15 protein-coding genes are annotated in these 18,532 nt (G+C 72.6%); 5 read left to right on the top strand and 10 right to left on the bottom strand.

Annotation, left to right across the window (positions count from 1 at the left end; genetic code table 11):
- The first annotated feature begins 277 nt into the window (after positions 1-277).
- The 3 genes from BM419_RS08855 (at position 278) to BM419_RS08865 (ending at position 3,837) form a co-directional block, all read left to right on the top strand.
- Positions 278-964 carry a metal ABC transporter permease gene (locus BM419_RS08855; RefSeq protein ID WP_091926222.1) on the top strand — a complete coding sequence of 229 codons (687 nt, stop codon included), beginning with the start codon at positions 278-280 and terminating at the stop codon, positions 962-964.
- A gap of 217 nt (positions 965-1,181) precedes the next feature.
- Entirely contained in the window at positions 1,182-2,843 is a 1,662-nt protein-coding gene (locus BM419_RS08860) for an OFA family MFS transporter (RefSeq protein WP_051123735.1), read from the top strand.
- Between the two features lie 76 nt (positions 2,844-2,919).
- Positions 2,920-3,837, top strand: coding sequence for a LysR family transcriptional regulator (locus tag BM419_RS08865; RefSeq protein ID WP_020092569.1), 918 nt, complete (start codon positions 2,920-2,922; stop codon positions 3,835-3,837).
- Positions 3,838-4,227: 390 nt separating this feature from the next.
- Here BM419_RS08865 and rpmG read toward each other — a convergent pair whose 3' ends face one another.
- From rpmG to BM419_RS08895, 6 genes are all read right to left on the bottom strand, one after another.
- Positions 4,228-4,395: a 50S ribosomal protein L33 gene (rpmG, locus tag BM419_RS08870; protein WP_020092568.1), complete on the bottom strand. Its 168-nt coding sequence runs from the start codon at positions 4,393-4,395 to the stop codon at positions 4,228-4,230.
- A gap of 106 nt (positions 4,396-4,501) precedes the next feature.
- Positions 4,502-5,686 carry an MFS transporter gene (locus tag BM419_RS08875; protein ID WP_244540727.1) on the bottom strand — a complete coding sequence of 395 codons (1,185 nt, stop codon included), beginning with the start codon at positions 5,684-5,686 and terminating at the stop codon, positions 4,502-4,504.
- Entirely contained in the window at positions 5,683-6,426 is a 744-nt protein-coding gene (locus BM419_RS08880) for an NUDIX hydrolase (protein ID WP_091926223.1), read from the bottom strand. The genes BM419_RS08875 and BM419_RS08880 overlap by 4 nt, the downstream gene beginning before the upstream one ends.
- The gene (locus BM419_RS08885) at positions 6,383-6,847 is read right to left on the bottom strand and encodes a DUF983 domain-containing protein (RefSeq protein WP_042674345.1); all 465 of its coding nucleotides are present in this window, start codon (positions 6,845-6,847) and stop codon (positions 6,383-6,385) included. Before BM419_RS08885 ends, BM419_RS08880 begins: the two co-directional genes overlap by 44 nt.
- Before the next feature lie 23 nt (positions 6,848-6,870).
- Complete coding sequence (rnr, locus tag BM419_RS08890; RefSeq protein ID WP_091926224.1) at positions 6,871-9,192, bottom strand: ribonuclease R; 2,322 nt, start codon at positions 9,190-9,192, stop codon at positions 6,871-6,873.
- Positions 9,193-9,329: 137 nt separating this feature from the next.
- Complete coding sequence (locus tag BM419_RS08895; protein WP_091926225.1) at positions 9,330-9,668, bottom strand: hypothetical protein; 339 nt, start codon at positions 9,666-9,668, stop codon at positions 9,330-9,332.
- 124 nt (positions 9,669-9,792) lie between these two features.
- Between BM419_RS08895 and BM419_RS08900 the strand changes: the two genes are divergently transcribed.
- A complete protein-coding gene (locus BM419_RS08900) occupies positions 9,793-12,876 on the top strand; it encodes a D-2-hydroxyglutarate dehydrogenase YdiJ (RefSeq protein WP_091926226.1) in 3,084 nt (1,027 codons plus the stop codon).
- Positions 12,877-12,908: 32 nt separating this feature from the next.
- Positions 12,909-13,799 carry a ketopantoate reductase family protein gene (locus tag BM419_RS08905; protein ID WP_091926227.1) on the top strand — a complete coding sequence of 297 codons (891 nt, stop codon included), beginning with the start codon at positions 12,909-12,911 and terminating at the stop codon, positions 13,797-13,799.
- 51 nt (positions 13,800-13,850) lie between these two features.
- Here BM419_RS08905 and BM419_RS08910 read toward each other — a convergent pair whose 3' ends face one another.
- The 4 genes from BM419_RS08910 to BM419_RS08925 all read right to left on the bottom strand — a co-directional run bounded on the left by BM419_RS08910 (position 13,851) and on the right by BM419_RS08925 (position 18,361).
- The gene (locus BM419_RS08910; protein WP_012320505.1) at positions 13,851-14,165 is read right to left on the bottom strand and encodes a hypothetical protein; all 315 of its coding nucleotides are present in this window, start codon (positions 14,163-14,165) and stop codon (positions 13,851-13,853) included.
- A 17-nt stretch (positions 14,166-14,182) separates the two neighbouring features.
- Positions 14,183-15,802: a hybrid sensor histidine kinase/response regulator gene (locus tag BM419_RS08915; RefSeq protein ID WP_091926228.1), complete on the bottom strand. Its 1,620-nt coding sequence runs from the start codon at positions 15,800-15,802 to the stop codon at positions 14,183-14,185.
- A 132-nt stretch (positions 15,803-15,934) separates the two neighbouring features.
- Positions 15,935-17,908: an AI-2E family transporter gene (locus tag BM419_RS08920; RefSeq protein ID WP_091926274.1), complete on the bottom strand. Its 1,974-nt coding sequence runs from the start codon at positions 17,906-17,908 to the stop codon at positions 15,935-15,937.
- A 72-nt stretch (positions 17,909-17,980) separates the two neighbouring features.
- Positions 17,981-18,361 (bottom strand): response regulator, encoded by a 381-nt coding sequence (locus BM419_RS08925; protein WP_020092557.1) that lies wholly within the window; start codon positions 18,359-18,361, stop codon positions 17,981-17,983.
- Between the last annotated feature and the right edge of the window lie 171 nt (positions 18,362-18,532).

Raw genomic sequence — 18,532 nt, forward strand, 5'->3', positions numbered from 1 at the left:
TTAATCAGGCGGCGCCCACCGGGTGCCGCCTGACTCGTTTTCGGTCGGTGCCGTCGTCCGACGCGTCACCCCGTCATCGCGAGCGCAGTGAAGTGATCCAGGGCAGCGCGACGGAGGAAGTCCTTGCGCCGGCTGGACTGCTTCGCTCCGCTCGCAAAGACGGTGGTGACTGACAACCTCGCTTCTGTCGCCGAGCAGGTCGTTTCGCTTGCGCGCAACCTTGTTTCGCGCGCGGGCCGCCCCATAACCCGGCTCCTGAAGCCAGGATGGGACCCCGATGAAGCACCTCAGTAAGACACTCGTCGCCGCCGGCCTGACGGCTCTGCTGTCGAGTGCGGCCTTCGCCGCGCAGGTCGAGCGCGTCCGCGGGACCGTCGACAAGGCCGACGGCGGCACGGTCACGATCAAGACCGACGACGGCAAGACCGAGACCGTCGACGTGAGCGGCGCCAAGTTCGCCTGGGTTGTCCCGTCGAGCCTCGACGCGATCAAGGACGGCGTCTTCATCGGCACCGCCACCAAGGGCGAGAACCCGATGACCGCCCTCGAGGTCGTGCTCTTCCCCGAGTCGATGCGCGGCACGGGCGAGGGCCATTACGGCTGGGATTCGATCACCGACCACACCGCGGGCGCCGGCGCCAAGGTGAAGAGCACGATGACCAATGGCACCGTGAAGGCCGAGTCGTCGAACGCCCCGAAGGTGAAGAGCGCGATGACGAACGGCACCGTGAAGGCCGACAAGGCGGCCTCGGGCGGCGAGCGCACGCTGACGGTGAGCTACGGCAAGGACGGCTCCAAGGAGATCGTGGTGCCGGCCTCGGCGCCGATCGTGGCCTTCGAGCCCGCCGACAAGGCGATCCTGACCCCCGGGTCGAAGGTGTTTGCCGTGGTCGCCAAGGACGGCAGCAAGGCCGAGGGCAAGCTCGTGGCGGTCGGCAAGGACGGCCTGACCCCGCCCATGTGAGGGCGGCAGCCGCTGCGGGCGCCGGACAGACCGGCGCCCGCAGCGGCGGTCCATACGGCCTCCGGACGGCGCGTTGACGAGGAATCCGCATACAGTCGGCGCCGGACTGGATTAAAATCGACGTCTCAGCGTGTCGCGCGCTGGCACCCTGCACACAAATCGCGCATCGTCCGCCGCCGCGAGGCCCGCCAACGAGGCCGCGGCGGAGGAGTCCATCATGGGTGCTGGAGTGGCAGGCGCGATCGCGCCTGAGGGAACGCCGAGTCTGTTGTCGCGCGAGCGGATCGTCGCCAAGCCGGGCTTCAACCGGTGGCTGGTGCCGCCGGCGGCGCTGGCGATCCATCTCTGCATCGGGATGGCCTACGGCCTGTCGGTGTTCTGGCTGCCGCTGACCCGGGCGCTCTCCGTGGGCAAGCCGGCGCCCGCCGCCTGCCCCGACATGGGCGTGATGACGGCCCTGTTCACCACCACCTGCGACTGGCGGGTCAGCGACCTCGTCACGGTCTTCTCCATCGGCATCGTCGTGCTCGGTCTCTCGGCCGCCCTGTTCGGCGGCTGGCTGGAGCGGGCCGGACCGCGCAAGGCCGGCATCGCGGCGGCCCTCTGCTGGGGCGGCGGCTTCCTGATCGGCGCCTTCGGCGTCTACATCCACCAGCTCTGGCTGGTCTGGCTCGGCATGGGCCTGATCGGCGGCATCGGCCTCGGGCTCGGCTACATCTCGCCGGTCTCGACCCTGATCAAGTGGTTCCCGGACCGGCGCGGCATGGCGACCGGCATGGCGATCATGGGCTTCGGCGGCGGCGCGATGATCGGCTCGCCCCTGGCCGACAGCCTGATCAAGAGCTTCCGGACCGCCGATTCGGCCGGCGTCTGGCAGACCCTCGCGGTGATGGGCGTGGGGTACATCCTGTTCATGCTGGGCGGCGCGTTCGGCTACCGGGTGCCCCCGGCCGGCTGGCGCCCGGACGGCTGGACCAGCCCGACCGCCAAGAACGCCATGATCGCCTCGGGGCACGTCCACCTGCGCGACGCCCACAAGACCGTCCAGTTCTGGATGATCTGGCTCGTCCTGTTCCTCAACGTGTCCGCCGGCATCGGCGTGCTCGCGCTGGCCTCTCCGATGCTCCAGGAGATCTTCGGCGGCGAGCTGATCGGCCTGCCCGGGACCGGCTTCTCGGCCCTCGACGCCGGCCAGAAGGCGCAGGTCGCGGCCATCGCGGCCGGCTTCGTCGGCCTGCTCTCACTCTTCAACATCCTGGGCCGGTTCTTCTGGGCCTCGATGTCGGACCGCATCGGGCGGAAGGTCACCTACGCGATCTTCTTTGCCCTGGGCGGCCTCCTGTACGCGGCGGCACCCTGGGCCGCCGGCATCGGCTCGCAGGCGCTGTTCGTCGCGATCTTCTGCGTGATCCTGTCCATGTACGGCGGCGGCTTCGCGACCGTGCCGGCCTATCTCGCCGACGTGTTCGGCACGCAGTTCGTGGGCGCCATCCACGGGCGCCTGCTCACCGCCTGGTCGATGGCCGGCATCGTCGGGCCCTTCGTCATCACCAAGATCCGCGAGGCGCAGGTCGCCGCGGGCGTGCAGGGGGCCGATCTCTACGGCCGGACCATGTACGTGCTGGCGAGCTTCCTGGCGGTCGGCTTCCTCTGCAACCTGCTCGTCCGGCCCCTGGCGCAACGCTGGTTCATGTCCGATTCCGAGCGGGCCTCCCTGGACGTCCGCGCCGGCGCCACGGCCTCGGGGCCGTCCGGCTCCTTCGGGATCGGCCGTGGCGGCTTCAGCGCGGGGGCCGCGCTGGCCTGGGCGGTGGTCGGCATCCCGATCGTCTGGGGCATCGGCATCACCCTGTCGAAGGCGTTCATCCTGTTCCGCTGAGCGGGCACGCTCGGTTGTGGCGGGCCCGGCGGGCCGCTAGGTTTCCGGCGCCTCGCCGTGCCGGGATGCCTTCGTCGTGATCGACAAGCTGGACTTCCTGCTCGCGCTCGCCCGCGAGCAGCATTTCGGGCACGCCGCCGAAGCCTGCGGCGTGACTCAGCAGACTCTCTCGGCCGGCGTGAAGCAGCTGGAGAACCGGTTCGGCGTGCAGCTCGTGCTGCGCGGCTCCCGCTTCCAGGGCTTCACCCCCGAGGGCGAGCGGGTCCTCGAATGGGCGCGGCGCATCGTGGCCGACGCGCGGGCCATGCACGAGGAGGTCACGGGCCTGCGCCGGGGCCTGACCGGCCATCTCCGCATCGCGGCGATCCCGACGGCGCTGCCGATGATCGTGAACCTCACGACGCCCTACCGCGAGCGGCACCCGGACGTGCGGCTGACGGTCGAATCGGCCACCTCCGCCGACATCTTCTCGCTGATCGAGAACCTGGAGGCGGATGCGGGCCTGACCTACCTCGACAACGAGCCCCTCGGGCGGGTGATCTCCGTCCCGCTCTACCGGGAGCGCTACCGCCTCGTGACGGCGATCGGCGGGCCCTTCGAGGGTCGCACCAGCGTCACCTGGGCCGAGACCAGCCGCCTGCCCCTCTGCCTGCTCACGCCGAACATGCAGAACCGGCGGATCATCGACCAGCAGATCCGCGAGGCGGGTGCGGATCCCGCCGCGACCCTCGAGTCGAACTCGATGATCGTGCTGCTGACCCACGTGCGCACCCTGCGCTGGGCCTCGATCATGCCGGAGATCCTGGTCGACGCCCTGGGCCCCATGGAGGGCGTGCGCACGATCCCGATCACCGCACCCGACCTAGAGCACACGATCGGCCTCGTCGCCCCGCGGCGCGAGCCGTCCACGCCGATGGTGACGGCGCTCGTGGCTATCGCGCGGTCCCTGGCACGGACGCTCGATCCGGATCTGGCCGCGCCGGGCCCTTCCTGAGCGGTCGGCTCCGGGCGCGGGCCGGAACGCGGCGTTCCGCGAGCAAGCCGCGGGTCGCCCGGAGCGCGTACACCGGCAGCGTCAGGACGCGCCAGAGCGCGAGGATCGCCGCGGTGATGAGAATCGCCAGCAGGATCCGCTGCATCGAACCCGCCCTCCAACCGCCGAGCTGGCCGAGAACGCGGGCCGGTGATCGGCCGGCGGGTCGGGCAGCGTCCGGGACGAGCGACGGTTAACGAGTCGTGCTGGCGCCGGGCTGTCGGCCGGTCAGGTCGCGGTTCGGGAGATTCCGGCGACGCCGTGCGCGGGAACGCGCCGGGCAAGGAAAAAGCCGCCCCGTCTCCGGAGCGGCTTCCCGTGGGCGGTCAGGCCGCGAAGCGGCCCGCGGCCTTACTTGATCTTGGTTTCCTTGAAGTCGACGTGCTTGCGCGCGACCGGGTCGTACTTGCGCATCGTCAGCTTCTCGGTCTGCGTGCGGGAGTTCTTCTTGGTGACGTAGAAATAGCCCGTGTCGGCGGTGGAGACGAGCTTGATCTTGACGGTGACGGCCTTGGCCATGGCGCGGCGCTCCTGCAGGGTGCGGCATTCCGCGTGAGCGAAACGCAAATGGCCGGGAGGGCCCGGCCGAATACGGGCGGGTGAATGCCCGATCGGGCCCGGCAGGTCAAGAGCGGACGCGCCGGCGCTCCGTCGCGGCGAGCCAGCCGGCGAAGGCCAGGAACAGGGCGAGCAGCGCCAGCGCGAACCCGTTCGGCGGCACGAGGTCGAGCCCGCCGCCGATCACCGGCGGCCCCAGCATCAGCCCGACATTGTAGAGCACCACGAAGGCCGCGTTGGCGCCCGCGAGATCGTTCGGCGGCGTGCGGTCGCCCAGCATCGCGAGGCCGACCGTGTAGAGGGTCCCGGCGATGCCGCCCCAGACGAGGAGCAGCGCGCCGAACGCCGCCGGATGGCCGGCCGCGAGGGGGATCAGGGCCGAGCCCGCCGCCCCCGCGAGGCCCGCGCCGAGGAGCACCGCGCCCCGGTCGAGGCGGTCGGCGAGCCAGCCGAACGGGATCTGGAACAGCACGTTGCCCAGCGCGATCAGGCTGACGAGGCCGGCCGCCCCTTGCGCGTCGTAGCCGAGGCGCAGGCCGTAGAGCGGCAGGATGGCGAAGATGCCGGTCTCCACCGCCCCGTAGGCCAGGGCCGCCGCCAGGGCGCCGGGGGCGAGCCGGACGTAGCCGAGGATGCCGCGGCCGGAGCCCGTCTCGATCGTCGGCGACAGCCCGCGGGCCAGCGCGATGGGCAGGCCGCCGGCCAGCATGAGGGCGGCCCCCGTCGCGTAGGGCGCCAGCCCCTCGGTCCCGACCAGGGCCAGCAGCAGCGGACCGACCGCGAAGCCCGCCGCCAGCACGGTGGCGTAGATGCCCATCACCAAGCCGCGCCGCTCCGGCGGGGCGGCGGCGTTGATCCAGTACTCGGAGAGGACGAACAGCGCGCCGAGCGTTGCCGAGAAGACGAAGCGCAGGGGGAACCACAGGGCGATGCCCGGCAGCATCGGGAACAGCGCGAGGCTGATCGCCCCGACGAGGAGCGCCAGGCCGAGCAGCGGGGCGATGCCGACCCGCGCGGCGAGGCGCGGCACGAACGGCACCGTGCAGATGCTGGCGATGCCCGCCACCGCGGTGTTGAGCCCGATCAGCGTGCTCGACGCGCCGCGCCGCTCCATCTCGATCGAGAGGAGCGGGATCGACAGGCTGAGCCCGATGCCGACGACGGTGACGCAGGTCACGGCCGCCGAGATCGCCGCCACGTCCTCCGAACTGATCCCCCGCCGCCCGTCCTGCAATCCGTCCGGACCGCTCACAAGGGCACCCGTTCGCGCCGCCCGTAGCGCTCGTAATGGAAGGGGATCATCCGGTAGGGCGCGAAATCGACGGCGATCTGCGCCTCCAGCTCGTCGAGGATCGCGCGGGTGATGTAGGGCAGGTCGAGCTTGCGGGCCGCGTCGAGCTGCACCCAGGCGAGTTCGGTGAACTCGGCGTCGGCCTCGACCCGCCCCGGCTCCTCGGCCGCCACCATCCGGCGGTCGACGGTGAAGAAGCGCGTGTCGAAGCGGCGAACGCGCTTCGGTGGGGTGATCGCGCGGGCGACGAGGTGCAGCGCCTCGAGGTCGGGCAGGACGCCGTGCCGGGCGAACCCCTCCCAGCCCGCCGGGACGTCCTCGGGCGCACCGTGCTCGGTCGTGCCGAGGAGCAGACCGGTCTCCTCGTAGGTCTCGCGGATCGCGGCGAGCGCCAGCGCCCGGCCGAGATGGTGCGGGGGCCGGGACACCTGCCGGGTCAGCGCCGCCTCGGCGTAGTCCGGGAGCGCCCCGGCCACCGGCATGTGGCGGTCGCCGAGCTCGATCCGGCCGCCCGGGAAGACGAACTTGCCCGGCATGAAGGCGAGGTTGGGGTTGCGCCGGCCCATCAGGACCTTCGGGCCGCCCCGTCCGCGCCGGTCGATCACGATCATGGTCGCGGCGTCGCGCGGCCGCAGGCGCGCCGCGGCGGGCTTCCGCTCAGGAGCTGTGACGATCGGGGGCTCCCGCTGCGGCTCCGGCAAGGCGCGTCTCCTCAAGCCCCGCTGCGGGGCGGCTCCGCGGTAGCGTGGCGAAGCCGTGCATGCCAAGGGCGTATTGCAGCCCGACGACGGCGCCCTTCACGGGCTGGAGCAGGGCCAGCGCGAAGACGAGGGTGAAGACCGGCCACACGCCCATCTCGACCCAGAGCGGCACGTCGTAGGCGCTCTCGGTCTCCAAGATCAGGTAGCCGACGATGTGGGCGACGATGAAGATCACCACGTAGGGCGGCAGGTCGTCGGCCCGGTGGTGGTGCAACTCCAGGCCGCAGACGTCGCATTCCGGCCGCACCTTGAGGAAGCGGCCGAAGATCCGGCCCTGGCCGCAATGCGGGCAGCGGCCGACGAAGCCGCGGGCCATCGCGGGGATCAGGCGGGTGCGCTCGGGAATCGCGTCGGCGGCCATGCCCTGGCTCTACACCGCCCGGGTCAGCGGCGCGAGCCGCGGTGGCGCGACCCGGTGTTGCGGATGCCGGCGGGGCGACCGGGCGGCGCGGCCTTGAAGGGCCGCCCGCCGGCCTTCTTGCCGGGTCCGGCGCTCCGCGCGCCGGAGCGGGTCCGGCCCTCGCTGAGCAGCTCGAAGCGCAGCGCCCCGGCCACCGGCGCGGCCTCCACGAGCCGCACCTCGACCCGGTCCCCGAGGCGGAACGTCTCGCCGGTGCGCTCGCCGACCAGGGCGTGGCGGCCCTCCTCGTGGCGGAAATAATCGGCGCCGAGCTGCGAGACCGGCACGAAGCCGTCCGCGCCGGTCTCGTCGAGCTTGATGAACAGGCCGGCCCGGGTGACGCCGGCGATCTGGCCCGCGAAGGTCGCGCCGACCTGGTCGGCGAGGTGGTGGGCGATGAGCCGGTCGATCGTCTCGCGCTCCGCCGCCATGGCGCGGCGCTCGGCCGCCGAGATCTGCTCGCCGATCTGCGCCAGCTCGCCGAGGGAGATGTCGCTCGCGAGCCCGTCCGAGCCGAGCCGGCAGGCGGTGATCAGCGCGCGGTGCACGATCAGGTCGGCGTAGCGCCGGATCGGCGAGGTGAAATGCGCGTAGCGGCGCAGGTTCAGGCCGAAATGCCCGAGATTCTCGGGTGCGTAGACGGCCTGGGCCTGGCTGCGCAGGATCACCTCGTTGAGGAAGACCCCGTGCTCCGTCTCGGCCGCCGTGGCGAGGATCCGGTTGAACAGGGCGGGGCGCAGTGCCCCCTCCTTGGGCAGCTTGATACCCACCGAGGCCAGGACCTCGCCGAGCGCCCGCATCTTCTCCAGGGCGGGCTCGTCGTGGACGCGGTAGATAAGCGGCTGTCGGGCCTGCTCCAGGGTCTCGGCGGCGGCGACGTTCGCCTGGATCATGAATTCCTCGATCAGCCGGTGGGCGTCGAGGCGCTCCGGCACGATCACCCGGTCGACCGCGCCCTGGGGGCTCAGGAGAACCTTGCGCTCGGGCAGGTCGAGGGCCAGGGGCCCGCGGCGGTCGCGGGCCGCGCGCAGGGCCGCGTAGGCCGCCCAGAGGGGGCGGAGCGCCGTCTCCAGCAGCGGCCCGGTCGCGTCGTCCGGCCGCCCGTCGATGGCGGCCTGCGCCTGCGCGTAGGCGAGCTTGGCGCGGGAGCGCATCATCACCCGGTGGAAGGCGTGGCGGCGCTTCTCGCCGTCGGCGGCGATGACCATGCGCACCGCCAGCGCCGGCCGGTCCTCGCCCTCGCGGAGCGAGCAGAGGTCGTTCGAGATCCGCTCGGGCAGCATCGGCACGACCCGGTCGGGGAAGTAGACCGAGTTGCCCCGCTCCAGCGCCTCCCGGTCGAGGCTGGAGCCCGGCCGGACATAGGCGGCCACGTCCGCGATGGCGACGGTGAGGATGAAGCCGCCGGGATTGGCCGGGTCGGGATCGGCCTCGGCCATGACGGCGTCGTCGTGGTCCTTGGCGTCCGGCGGGTCGATGGTCACGAGCGGCCGGTCGCGCCAGTCCTCGCGGCCCTTCAGGGTGGCGGGCTTGGCGGAATCCGCCTCCGCCAGCGTCGCGTCGGCGAAGACGTGCGGGATGTTGTGGAGGTGCAGGGCGATCAGGCTCACCGCCTTCTCGGAACCGAGCGAGCCGAGCCGCTCCCGCACACGCCCCTTCGGCAGGCCGAACCGGGTCTCGCGCTCCAGCGAGACGCTGACGAGGTCGCCGTCGCGGGCCTGCCCTTCCTCGCCGGGCGGGATCAGGATCTCGCGGCCCTGCGCGCGCTTCTCGACGGGCACGATCCGGCCGCCCTGCGCGCCGGCCCGGTAGACACCGATGATCTCGGCCTTGTTCTTCCCGATGACCTTGACGACCCGGCCGGTGTAGCCGCCCTCCGCGTCGCGCTCGACCCGGATCAGGGCGCGGTCGCCGATGCCCGGGGCCGGACGGTTGCCCTTCCGGGGGCCGCGGGGCTGCGTCAGCACGATGGCGGGCGGCTTGCCGGTGCCGGTCCACTCCACCGGGACCGCCAGGAAATCGCCGTGGCGGTCGCGGGAGCGGATGTCGGCCAGCACGACCGGCGGCAGGTGACCCGCCGGGGCGAGGCCGCCGCGACCGCGGTCGAGGGCGCCGTCCTCCTCGATCTCCTTGAGGACGCGCTTCAGGTCGATCTTGGCGGCCCCCTTGATGCCGAAGGCCTTGGCGATCTCCCGCTTGCCGACGCGCTCCTTCGACTCGGCCACGAAGGCGAGGATCTGCTCTCGGGTGGGGAAGGGCTGCGGAGCGGCGGGCTCGGCCGCCGGGGCGGTGGTGCGTCGTGCCAAAAGGGGGGTGCCGGAGAGTTCTGCGATAGACGGGACCCGCGTGCGGGCGCGGGACCGAGGCGTCGGTCCTGTGAGGCTAACATGGGTGTCCGGCCCGCGCGCGGCAACGCCGTGCCGGCACTCCTCAACAGGCGCGATCAGCCGGTCGAGGCGCTCTTGCGGATGCGCGCCACGGCCTGATCCACGTCGAGACCGGGTGCGAGGAGCTCGTCCAGGGTGAAGGGGCAGGCGCGCGGCAGGGTCAGGTTCACACGGCCCTCCAGCGGCGCGAGCTCCGGGCTCTCCGCCGCCTGGACGGCGAGCGTCCAGGCGCCGTCCATCCGCAGGCTCTCGGGCTCGGGCGGATCGCTCGCCAGGGCGGCGAGCCTGGCGCGGCCGGCCGCGCGGCAGGCGTCGCTCAGGCCGTCGTCCGAGAGTAGGGCGGCCTTGATCAGCTCGGCCAGGGCATCCCTGACCCGTTCGAGGCTCGCGTTCATGGGCATCCGTTCCGGAGATTGCGGGAGGTCGCAGGAGGTCGCGGGTGCGTGGCAAGCCGGATGCCAGCGCGCCCCGTCCCGTCGCCGATGGTCTCCCGCGATCCGCCGGGTGTAGAAGGCGCGGATGATCCCGGTCCTGACCCGCCACACCGAGGCCGTGCCGCTCTACGCCGCGGCCTGCGCCGAGCTGCGCCTGCGCGGCTTCAAGGGCGACCTGACGCTCTCGGACGCCGACCGCACGGTCTTCTCCACCGACAACTCGATCTACCAGGTGGCGCCGGGGGCCGTGGCCTTTCCGCGCACCCGCGACGACCTCGTGCGCGTCGCCAAGCTCCTCGCGGATCCGCGCTTCACCGAGATCGTGATCCGGCCCCGGGGCGGGGCGACCGGCACCAACGGGCAGTCGCTGGGCCACGGCCTCGTGGTCGACACCTCGCGGCACATGAACCGCATCCTGGAGATCGACGTCGCGAACCGCATCGTCCGGGTCGAGCCGGGGGTGGTGAAGGACCAGCTCAACCGGGAGCTCGCCAAGCACGGCCTGTTCTTCGCGCCGGAGCTCTCCACCTCGAACCGCGCCACGATCGGCGGGATGATCTCGACCGATGCCTGCGGACAGGGCTCGTGCCTCTACGGCAAGACCCGGGACCACGTCCTCGCGCTGACCTGCGTGCTCACCGACGGCACGGTCTGGACCGCCGAGCCCCTGGACCCGGCCGGGCTCGACGCCGCCAAGGGCCGCGACGACCGCGTCGGCGCCATCCACCGCACCGTCGACGCCGTCGTCACCGAGAACGCCGCGCTCATCGCCGAGCGCTTCCCCAAGCTCAACCGCTGCCTCACCGGCTACGACCTCGCGCATCTGCGCGACGCGGGCGGCCGATTCGACCTCAAGAGCGTGATCTGCGGCTCCGAGGGCACGCTGGCGCTGATCGCCGAGGCGCGGCTGAACGTGCTGCCGATCCCCAAGGCCGCCGTGCTGGTCGCGCTCTCGTACATCGACTTCGACGCGGCGCTGCGCGACGCGCAGGCGCTGCTGCCGTTCGGCGCCGCCTCCGTTGAGACGATCGACTCCACGGTCCTGGCGCTGGCCCGCAAGGACCCGATCTGGGCCGAGGTGCGGGCCTTCTTCCCCGACGATCCGGCCGGGCGGCCGGTGGACGGCATCAACCTCGTGGAGTTCGTCGGCGACGACGCCGCGACCGTGGAGGCGGCCCTCGCGCGGCTCACCGGGACGCTGGAGGCCGAGCGCGGCACCGACACGAGGCGCCTCGGCTTCACCATCGCCCGGGGCGACGCGATCGAGCGGCTCTGGACCATGCGGAAGAAGGCGGTGGGCCTGCTCGGCGCCGCCAAGGGCGACGCGCGCCCGATCCCGTTCGTCGAGGACACGGCGGTCCCGCCGGAGCGGCTCGCCGACTACATCGCGGAGTTCCGCGCGCTCCTCGACGGCAAGGGGCTGCGCTATGGCATGTTCGGCCACGTCGATGCCGGCGTGCTGCACGTGCGGCCGGCCATCGACCTCAAGGACCCGGCGCAGAACGGCCTGATCCGCGAGGTCACGGAGGGGGTGGTCGCGCTCACCGCCAAGTACGGCGGCCTGCTCTGGGGCGAACACGGCAAGGGCTTCCGGTCGGAATTCGTGCCGGCGACGTTCGGGCCGCTGATGCCCGCGCTGGAGGCGGTCAAGCGCGCCTTCGACCCGGACGACCGGATGAACCCGGGCAAGATCGCCTCGGCCATGGGTGCGGGCCTGACCCGGATCGACGGCGTGCCGCGCCGGGGCGAGCGGGACCGCACCATCCCGGCGCCGGTCCGGGAGGATTTCGACGAAGCGCTCCACTGCAACGGCAACGGCGCCTGCTTCAGCTTCGACGCGGACGAGGCCATGTGCCCGTCCTGGAAGGCGACGCGGGAGCGGCGCCACTCCCCCAAGGGCCGCGCCTCGCTGATGCGCGAGTGGCTGCGCCGCGCGGCGGAGGCCGGGATCGACCCGGCCGCCGAGCTGGCGCGGCAGCGCGCCGGGTGGCTCTCCGACGTGACGGCGACCCTGCGGAGCCGCCTCCGCGGCCGGTCCGAGGCCGACGACTTCTCCCACGCCGTCAAGGAGGCGATGGACGGCTGCCTCGCCTGCAAGTCCTGCACGGGGTCCTGCCCGATCAAGGTCGACGTGCCGACCTTCCGGGCGAAGTTCCTGGCGCTCTATCACACGCGCTACGCGCGGCCGCTGAAGGACCATCTCGTGGCGGCGCTGGAGCCGCTGCTGCCGCTGGCGGCGCGGGCGCCGCGCCTGAGCAACGCGGTCCTCGCCAACCCGCTGGCCCGGCTGATCCTGGCCCGGGCCGGGCTGGTGGCGATCCCGGCCCTGTCGCCCGTCGACCTCACGGCGCGGCTGGCGGAACGCGGCGTCGCCGTCGCGACCCCGGACGCCCTGGCCCGGCTGGACCCGCAGGAGCGCGCGCGGTCCGTGCTGGTGGTGCAGGACGCCTTCACCAGCCACTTCGACGCGGAAGTCGTGGCCGACAGCTGCGACCTCCTCGCCGCCCTCGGCTTCTGGCCCTGGCTGGTGCCCTACCGGCCGAACGGCAAGCCGCTGCACGTGCACGGCTTCCTGGCGCGGTTCGCCGCCGTCGCCCGGTCCAACGCCGCGATGCTGCGCGACCTCGCCGGGCACGGCGTGCCCCTGGTCGGGATCGACCCGTCGATGACGCTGACCTACCGGTCCGAGTACGCGCAGGTGCTGGGCGGCGATCTCCCGAAGGTCCACCTCCTGCAGGAATGGCTCGCCGCCCAGCTCGACCGGATCGCGCCGGGGCAGGGCGGGCGCACGATGCGGCTGCTGCCCCACTGCACCGAGCGCACCAACGCGCCGGGCGCGGTGCGGGACTGGCAGGCCGTGTTCGCCCATCTCGGCCTGCGGCTCGAGGTGCCGGCCGCCGGCTGCTGCGGCATGGCGGGGACCTACGGTCACGAGGCGCGCCACCGCGCCACCTCCGAGGCGATCTACGGCCTGAGCTGGGCCCGCCACGTCGCCGAGGCGCCCGGCTGCACCCTGCTGGCGGACGGCTATTCCTGCCGCTCCCAGGCCAAGCTGGTCGACGGTGTGCGGCTGCGGCACCCGGCCCAGGCGCTGCTGGAGCATGTCCGCGCGGCTGAGGCGGGCGCGGCGCCCTTCCACCCCGAGCGCGCCGCGGCGGTGGCACCGTGAGCGCCGCCGTGAGCCCCGCCGTGAGCCCCGCCATGGCCGTCGCCGTCGTGGGGGCCGGCGCGGTCGGCTGCTACTACGGGTTCCTCCTGGCGCGGGCCGGCCACGCGGTGACGCTGATCGGCCGTCCCGCCCTGGTCGAGGCGGTCGAGAAGGACGGTCTCGTGCTGGAGAGCGCGGCCGGGACAACCTCGGTGCCGGTCCGGGCGACCGATACGGGGGCGGGCGTGTCGGGCGCCGACCTCGTGCTGGTCTGCGTGAAGTCGGGCGACACTGAGGCGGCGGGCGCGATGATCGCGCCCCACCTCGATCCGGCCGCCACGGTCCTCAGCCTCCAGAACGGCGTCGACAACGCCGAGCGGCTCGCCGCCGTGCTGGGCCGGCCGGTCGTGCCGGTGGCGGTCTACGTCGCCACCGCGATGGCCGGCCCCGGCCACGTCCGGCACAACGGGCGCGGCGACCTGATCCTCGGCGCGTCCGAGACGAGCGGGCGCGTCGCCGCCGCGTTCGCGGCGGCCGGCATCCCGACCACCGTCTCGGAGACGGCCGTCGACGCGCTCTGGGCGAAGCTGATCATCAACTGCGCCTACAACGCCCTGTCGGCCCTGACGCAGCTGCCCTACGGCCGCCTGGTGGAGGGCGAGGGCGTGGCCGCGGTCATCGCGGACGTCGTCCAGGAATGCGCGCGCGTCGCGGAGGCCGAGGGCGTGTCCGTGTCGCCCGGCATCCTCGACGACGTGATGGCGCTCAGCGCCGCCATGGCCGGACAGCGCTCGTCCACCGCCCAGGACCTGGCCCGCGGCCGGCCGAGCGAGATCGACCACCTCAACGGCACCATCCTGCGCCGGGGCGCGGCGCACGGGATCCCGACGCCGGCGAACCGGCTGCTGCACGCGCTGGTCAAGCTCGCCGAGCGGTGGGACTGAGATCGACCCCGCACCGGCACGGAGGCCGGAGGCCCGGCTCGCGACGGGCGGTCAGGCCCGCGCGGCGGCGTTGGCCTTGCGGGTCGCGGCGGCCTTCCGGGCGGAGGCGGAGCGCTCGGCGGCCGTCCGTCCGGCCGAGGCCTTGCCGCCGGACGCGCCGCCCTTGTGGGCGGCCGGGTGACCGGTGGCCTTGCCGCGGCCCGAGCCGCCCGGCTTCTTGCCGCCGCCGTCGTCCTTGTTGACGGTGGCCCAGGCCCGGGCCTCCGCCTCCTTCTCCGGCACGCCGCGGGACTCGTACGACTCGGCGATGTGCTCGGCCTTGCGCTTCTGCTTGTCGGTGTATTTCGACTTGTCGCCCTGGGACATGGGCCGTCTCCCGAAGCTCAGCCCACCCCGGTCGGACCGTCGAGGATCGCGCGCACGCGGCGGACCAGCTCCGTGCGCCGGTAGGGCTTGTTCAGGAGATCAAACTCCGAGCCGCCGATATCGGTTCGCTCCAGGCTCGCCTCCGCGTAGCCCGTGGCGAGCAGCACCTTGAGCTTGGGCTGGCGGCGCCGGGCCTCGCGGGCCAGGAGCACACCGTTCATGCCTCCCGGCATGATCAGGTCGGTGAAGAGCAGATCGACCTTCCCGCTCGAGTCCAGGATCTCCAGCGCCTCGCGGGCATTGCTCGCGACCAGCGTCGTGTAGCCGAAGTCCCGCAGGATCGTGCGGGCGAGCTCGGCCACGTCCTCGCGGTCGTCGACGATCAGGATCGTCTCGGTGCCCTGGCGGTCCACGGCCCGCAGCGAGACCTTCGCGGGGGCGTTGACGTCGCCGTCGGTCGCGGGGAACGACAGGCGCACCGTGGTGCCGGACCCCACCGCCGACTCGATCTGCGCGGCGCCGCCCGACTGCTTGGCGAAGCCGTAGACCATCGACAGGCCGAGACCCGTCCCCTTGCCCTCCTCCTTGGTGGTGAAGAACGGGTCCATCACCCGGGCGAGCACGGCGGGCGGGATGCCGGTGCCGCTGTCCCTGATAGCGATGCTGACGTAGCGGCCGTCGCGCAGCGGCCCGATCTCCCGGCCGCGCGCGGCGATCTCGCTGTTCTCGGTGGAGATCCGGACGGTGCCGCCCTCCGGCATCGCGTCGCGGGCGTTGATCAGCACGTTCAGGATCGCGACCTCGGCCTGGGTCGGGTCGACGCGGCAGTTCCAGAGATCGGGCGCGAGGTCGAGTTCGACCTTCACGGACTCGCCCACCGAGCGGGCGACCATCTCGCCCATCCCCTCGATCAGGGTGTTGAGATTGACCGCGCGGCCGTCCAGCCGCTGCTTGCGGGCGAAGGCCAGCAATTGCTGCGTCAGCGTCGTGGCGCGCTCGGCCGCCTGCCGGATGTTCTCGGTGGCGCGGCCGAGCCGCGCACGGTCGGCGTCGGGCTTCTCCAGTCCGGCCGCCAGGATGTCGACGTAGCCGACGATCACCTGCAGCAGGTTGTTGAAATCGTGCGCGATGCCGCCGGTGAGCTGGCCGAGCGCCTCCATCTTCTGGGCCTGACCCAGCGCCTCCTCGGCGTCGCGGCGGCGCGAGACGTCGAGCTGCGAGCCGAAGTAGTACACGAGCTCGCCGTCGGCATTGTAGACCGGCGAGACGAACAGGGCGTTCCAGAAGGTCGAGCCGTTCTTGCGGTAGTTCAGGATCTCGGTGGCGAACTCGCGCTTCTCGGCGATCGCCGCGCGGACCTGCGCGACGCTCTCGCGGTCGGTGTCGGGACCCTGGAGGAAGCGGCAGTTGCGCCCGATCAGCTCTTCCGGCGTGTAGCCGGTCATCGCCAGGAACGCCCGGTTGGCGAAGATGATCGGGTTGTCGGGCTGGCGCGGATCGGTGACGATCATCGGCATCCGCGTCGTCTCGACGGCCGCGAAGAAGATGTCGCTCTTGCGATCGGTGATGTCGCTCGGGGCGCCGTCCCGGATCGGGGGACTCGGCCCGGAGGGCGGTGTTTCTGGCGTCTCAGACATGCGAGGCGGTCGTCACCTTCCTGGCCGGGAAAGACCTCTGCGCCCGGTCGATCACGCGAGGCGTGCGCGAGACTAGCGGCCGGACGGCCGAAGTCGACCTTGTATCCCCAGCGGCGGTGTCGCGCGAAGGGCTCATGCCGCGGCCGGCCGCGCCGCCTCGGAAGGCGCGCCCACGGGGGCCGGGACGAGCCGGGGCGGCGCGGCCTCGCGGCAGGCGCCCAGCACCGCCGACAGCGCCTCGTTCAGCGACGTCACCAGGAAGTCCGCCGAGGTCGCCCGGCGCAGCCGCTCCAGGGTCGCCGGATCGCGCTCGCGCCAGAAGCCGACCAGGATGCGGACACCCGGCACCGCGGCCCGGGCCTGCCGGACGGTGAACCGGATCTGCGACAGGCTCACCGGCTCCAGGTAGGAGAAGCAGATCAGCGCGAGGCCGTCCGGGTTCTGCGGCCGCTCGCCGGCGCGGATCGCCGCCATGGACAGGATCTGCGAGGCCAGCCCGTGGCGCGCGAGGATCTGGCTCAGCATCAGCGTCGCCGCCTCGTCGAACGGGCCGCGGCTCGACACGCACAGGACCGGCGTCTCGCCGCGCCAGTTGGGCGCGAGGTCCTCGCGCTCGAGGACGATGCCGGCCACCTGCCGGTCGGGCCCGACGGCGGCGAGCGCCGCCGCGGTCTCGGTGTCGGGGCCGCGGCCGGATCCGCGCCGTGGCCGACGCGCGACCGGGGCCGTGCCGAGGCGGTCCACCACCGTCCCGATCGCGGCACCGACCTCCGCCTGCCGTTCCCGATCCAGGGTGCCGCGGGACAGGTCCTCCTGCGCCAGCAGGAGGCCCGCGAGGGCGACCTCGTCGTAGTAGGTGACGAGGGCGCGCTCCTTCAGGAACTGCCAGCCCTGGTCGATCGCCTCGACCGGGTCGCCGGCCAGCATGCGCTGGTAGAAGATCTCGGGCGGCGACAGGGCGGGCTGATCGCCGAGCAGCACGTCGAGGTACCAGAGCCGCTCCACGTGCCGGCCGAGCACCACGAGGCAGACGGTGAGGGGGGTGGCCAGCACGAGGCCGATCGGGCCCCACAGGAACGTCCAGATCGTCGCGGCCAGGATGACGGCGACCGGCGAGAGGCCGGTCGAGTGCCCGTAGAGCAGCGGTTCGATCACGTGGCCGCAGATCGGCTCGACCACGAGGAACAGGGCCGCGGTGGCGATCACCATGCTCCAGCCGGGATCGACGGCGGCCGCGAGGATCAGCGGCAGCAGGGCGCTGATAGCCGCGCCGATATAGGGCACGAACCGCAGGATCGCGGCGAGCACGCCGAAGAGGGTCGGGCTCGGCACGCCGATCAGCCAGAGGCCGATGCCGATCACCAGCCCGAAGGCGATGTTGAGGGCGAGCTGGGCCAGGAAGAACCGGCTCAGCCGGCTCGTGGCGTCGTCGATCGCCGCCGTCGTGCGCCGCAGGTCGCCCGAGCCGCCGGCGAGCCGGATCGCCCGGTTCCGCAGGTCCTCGCGCTGGAGCAGGATGAAGATCGTGAAGATCAGGATCAGGCCGGTCGTCGCCAGCGGGTGCAGGATCGGGCCCGCGAAGGTCTGGAGCGTGTCGACGACGCTGGCGCGGGCGGGGGTGAGCTCGACCGTGAGCGGGTGCGTGCGCGATCCCGGCTCGCCGCGGACCTCCGCGGCCGGCGGCGGCTGCAGGGTGGCGCTGAGATCCTGCACCATGTCGACGATCCGCGAGAGCGTGCCGGTCCCGGCCGTCGCCCCGCGCAGATCCTTGATCTTCGTGCGCATCACCTGGGTGTAGCGCGGCAGGTCGGAGGCGAGCTGGGACGCCTCGCTGGCGATCAGGCTGCCGAGGCCGAACAGGGCGCCGAAGACGATCACCACGACCAGCAGGACCGCGGGCGCGCGGGGCACGCGCAGCCGCCGCAGCATCCGCACCGCCGGCACGAGGACGAAGCTCAGGAGGATCGCCAGTGTCACCGGCACGAGAATCTCGCGCCCGAGGTAGAGGGCCGCCATCGTGGCGACCACGAGGAGGAGCGACGCCAGCGCCACGAAGATCGGCAGGCCCTGCCGCAGGCGCTGGGCAGTGACGGGATCCTCGCTCACGGACACGCTCCACTCACATCAGGTCTCGGGGCCGCAGATCTCGGGGCCGCAGGTCGCGCGTCCGCTGCCGGGTCAGCTCGCCTGCGCGGTCTCGCCCAGGGCGGCGCTGATCTGGCTGAGCAGCTTCGAGAAATCGACGGGCTTCGGGTGATAGTCGTCGCAGCCCGCCTGGATGGCCTTGTCGCGGTCGCCCGACATGGCGTGGGCCGTGAGCGCGATGATCGGGATCGCCCGGGTGTCGGTGCCGGATTTCAGCGTCCGGGCGACCGACCAGCCGTCGAGGACCGGCAGGTTCATGTCGAGGAGGATCACGTCGGGCTGGCCCGAGCGCGCCTGCCGGACGCCGGCCTCGCCGTCATGCGCGAGCATCACCTCGTAGCCGCGCCGCTTGAGGCGGCGCGAGAGGAAGTCCCAGATCTCTTCGTGGTCCTCGACCAGCAGAATCTTCGCCATCAGAACTCGTAACCCCCGGCTCGCGTCGTGCCGGTCGGAGGCCCAACGCGCGGCAACGCACAATCGCCCAACGTTCCTGCCGCGATTCCGGTCCCTGGAGAAGTGGGCTCCGGTCCGCGGTTGACCCGTCGGTCCGCGGGTAAGAGCGTGGACGCCAACGAATCGACAATC

The sequence above is a fragment of the Methylobacterium sp. yr668 genome (assembly GCF_900116245.1).
Taxonomy (GTDB): Bacteria; Pseudomonadota; Alphaproteobacteria; order Rhizobiales; family Beijerinckiaceae; genus Methylobacterium.

Bases quoted from the DNA above. Each gene is read 5' to 3' on its own strand.
- BM419_RS08855 (WP_091926222.1), top strand. From the start codon at position 278: ATGAAGCACCTCAGTAAGACACTCGTCGCCGCCGGCCTGACGGCTCTG.
- BM419_RS08860 (WP_051123735.1), top strand. From the start codon at position 1,182: ATGGGTGCTGGAGTGGCAGGCGCGATCGCGCCTGAGGGAACGCCGAGT.
- rpmG (WP_020092568.1), bottom strand. From the start codon at position 4,395: ATGGCCAAGGCCGTCACCGTCAAGATCAAGCTCGTCTCCACCGCCGAC.
- BM419_RS08885 (WP_042674345.1), bottom strand. From the start codon at position 6,847: ATGGCCGCCGACGCGATTCCCGAGCGCACCCGCCTGATCCCCGCGATG.
- BM419_RS08895 (WP_091926225.1), bottom strand. From the start codon at position 9,668: ATGAACGCGAGCCTCGAACGGGTCAGGGATGCCCTGGCCGAGCTGATC.
- BM419_RS08900 (WP_091926226.1), top strand. From the start codon at position 9,793: ATGATCCCGGTCCTGACCCGCCACACCGAGGCCGTGCCGCTCTACGCC.
- BM419_RS08905 (WP_091926227.1), top strand. From the start codon at position 12,909: ATGGCCGTCGCCGTCGTGGGGGCCGGCGCGGTCGGCTGCTACTACGGG.
- BM419_RS08910 (WP_012320505.1), bottom strand. From the start codon at position 14,165: ATGTCCCAGGGCGACAAGTCGAAATACACCGACAAGCAGAAGCGCAAG.
- BM419_RS08915 (WP_091926228.1), bottom strand. From the start codon at position 15,802: ATGTCTGAGACGCCAGAAACACCGCCCTCCGGGCCGAGTCCCCCGATC.
- BM419_RS08925 (WP_020092557.1), bottom strand. From the start codon at position 18,361: ATGGCGAAGATTCTGCTGGTCGAGGACCACGAAGAGATCTGGGACTTC.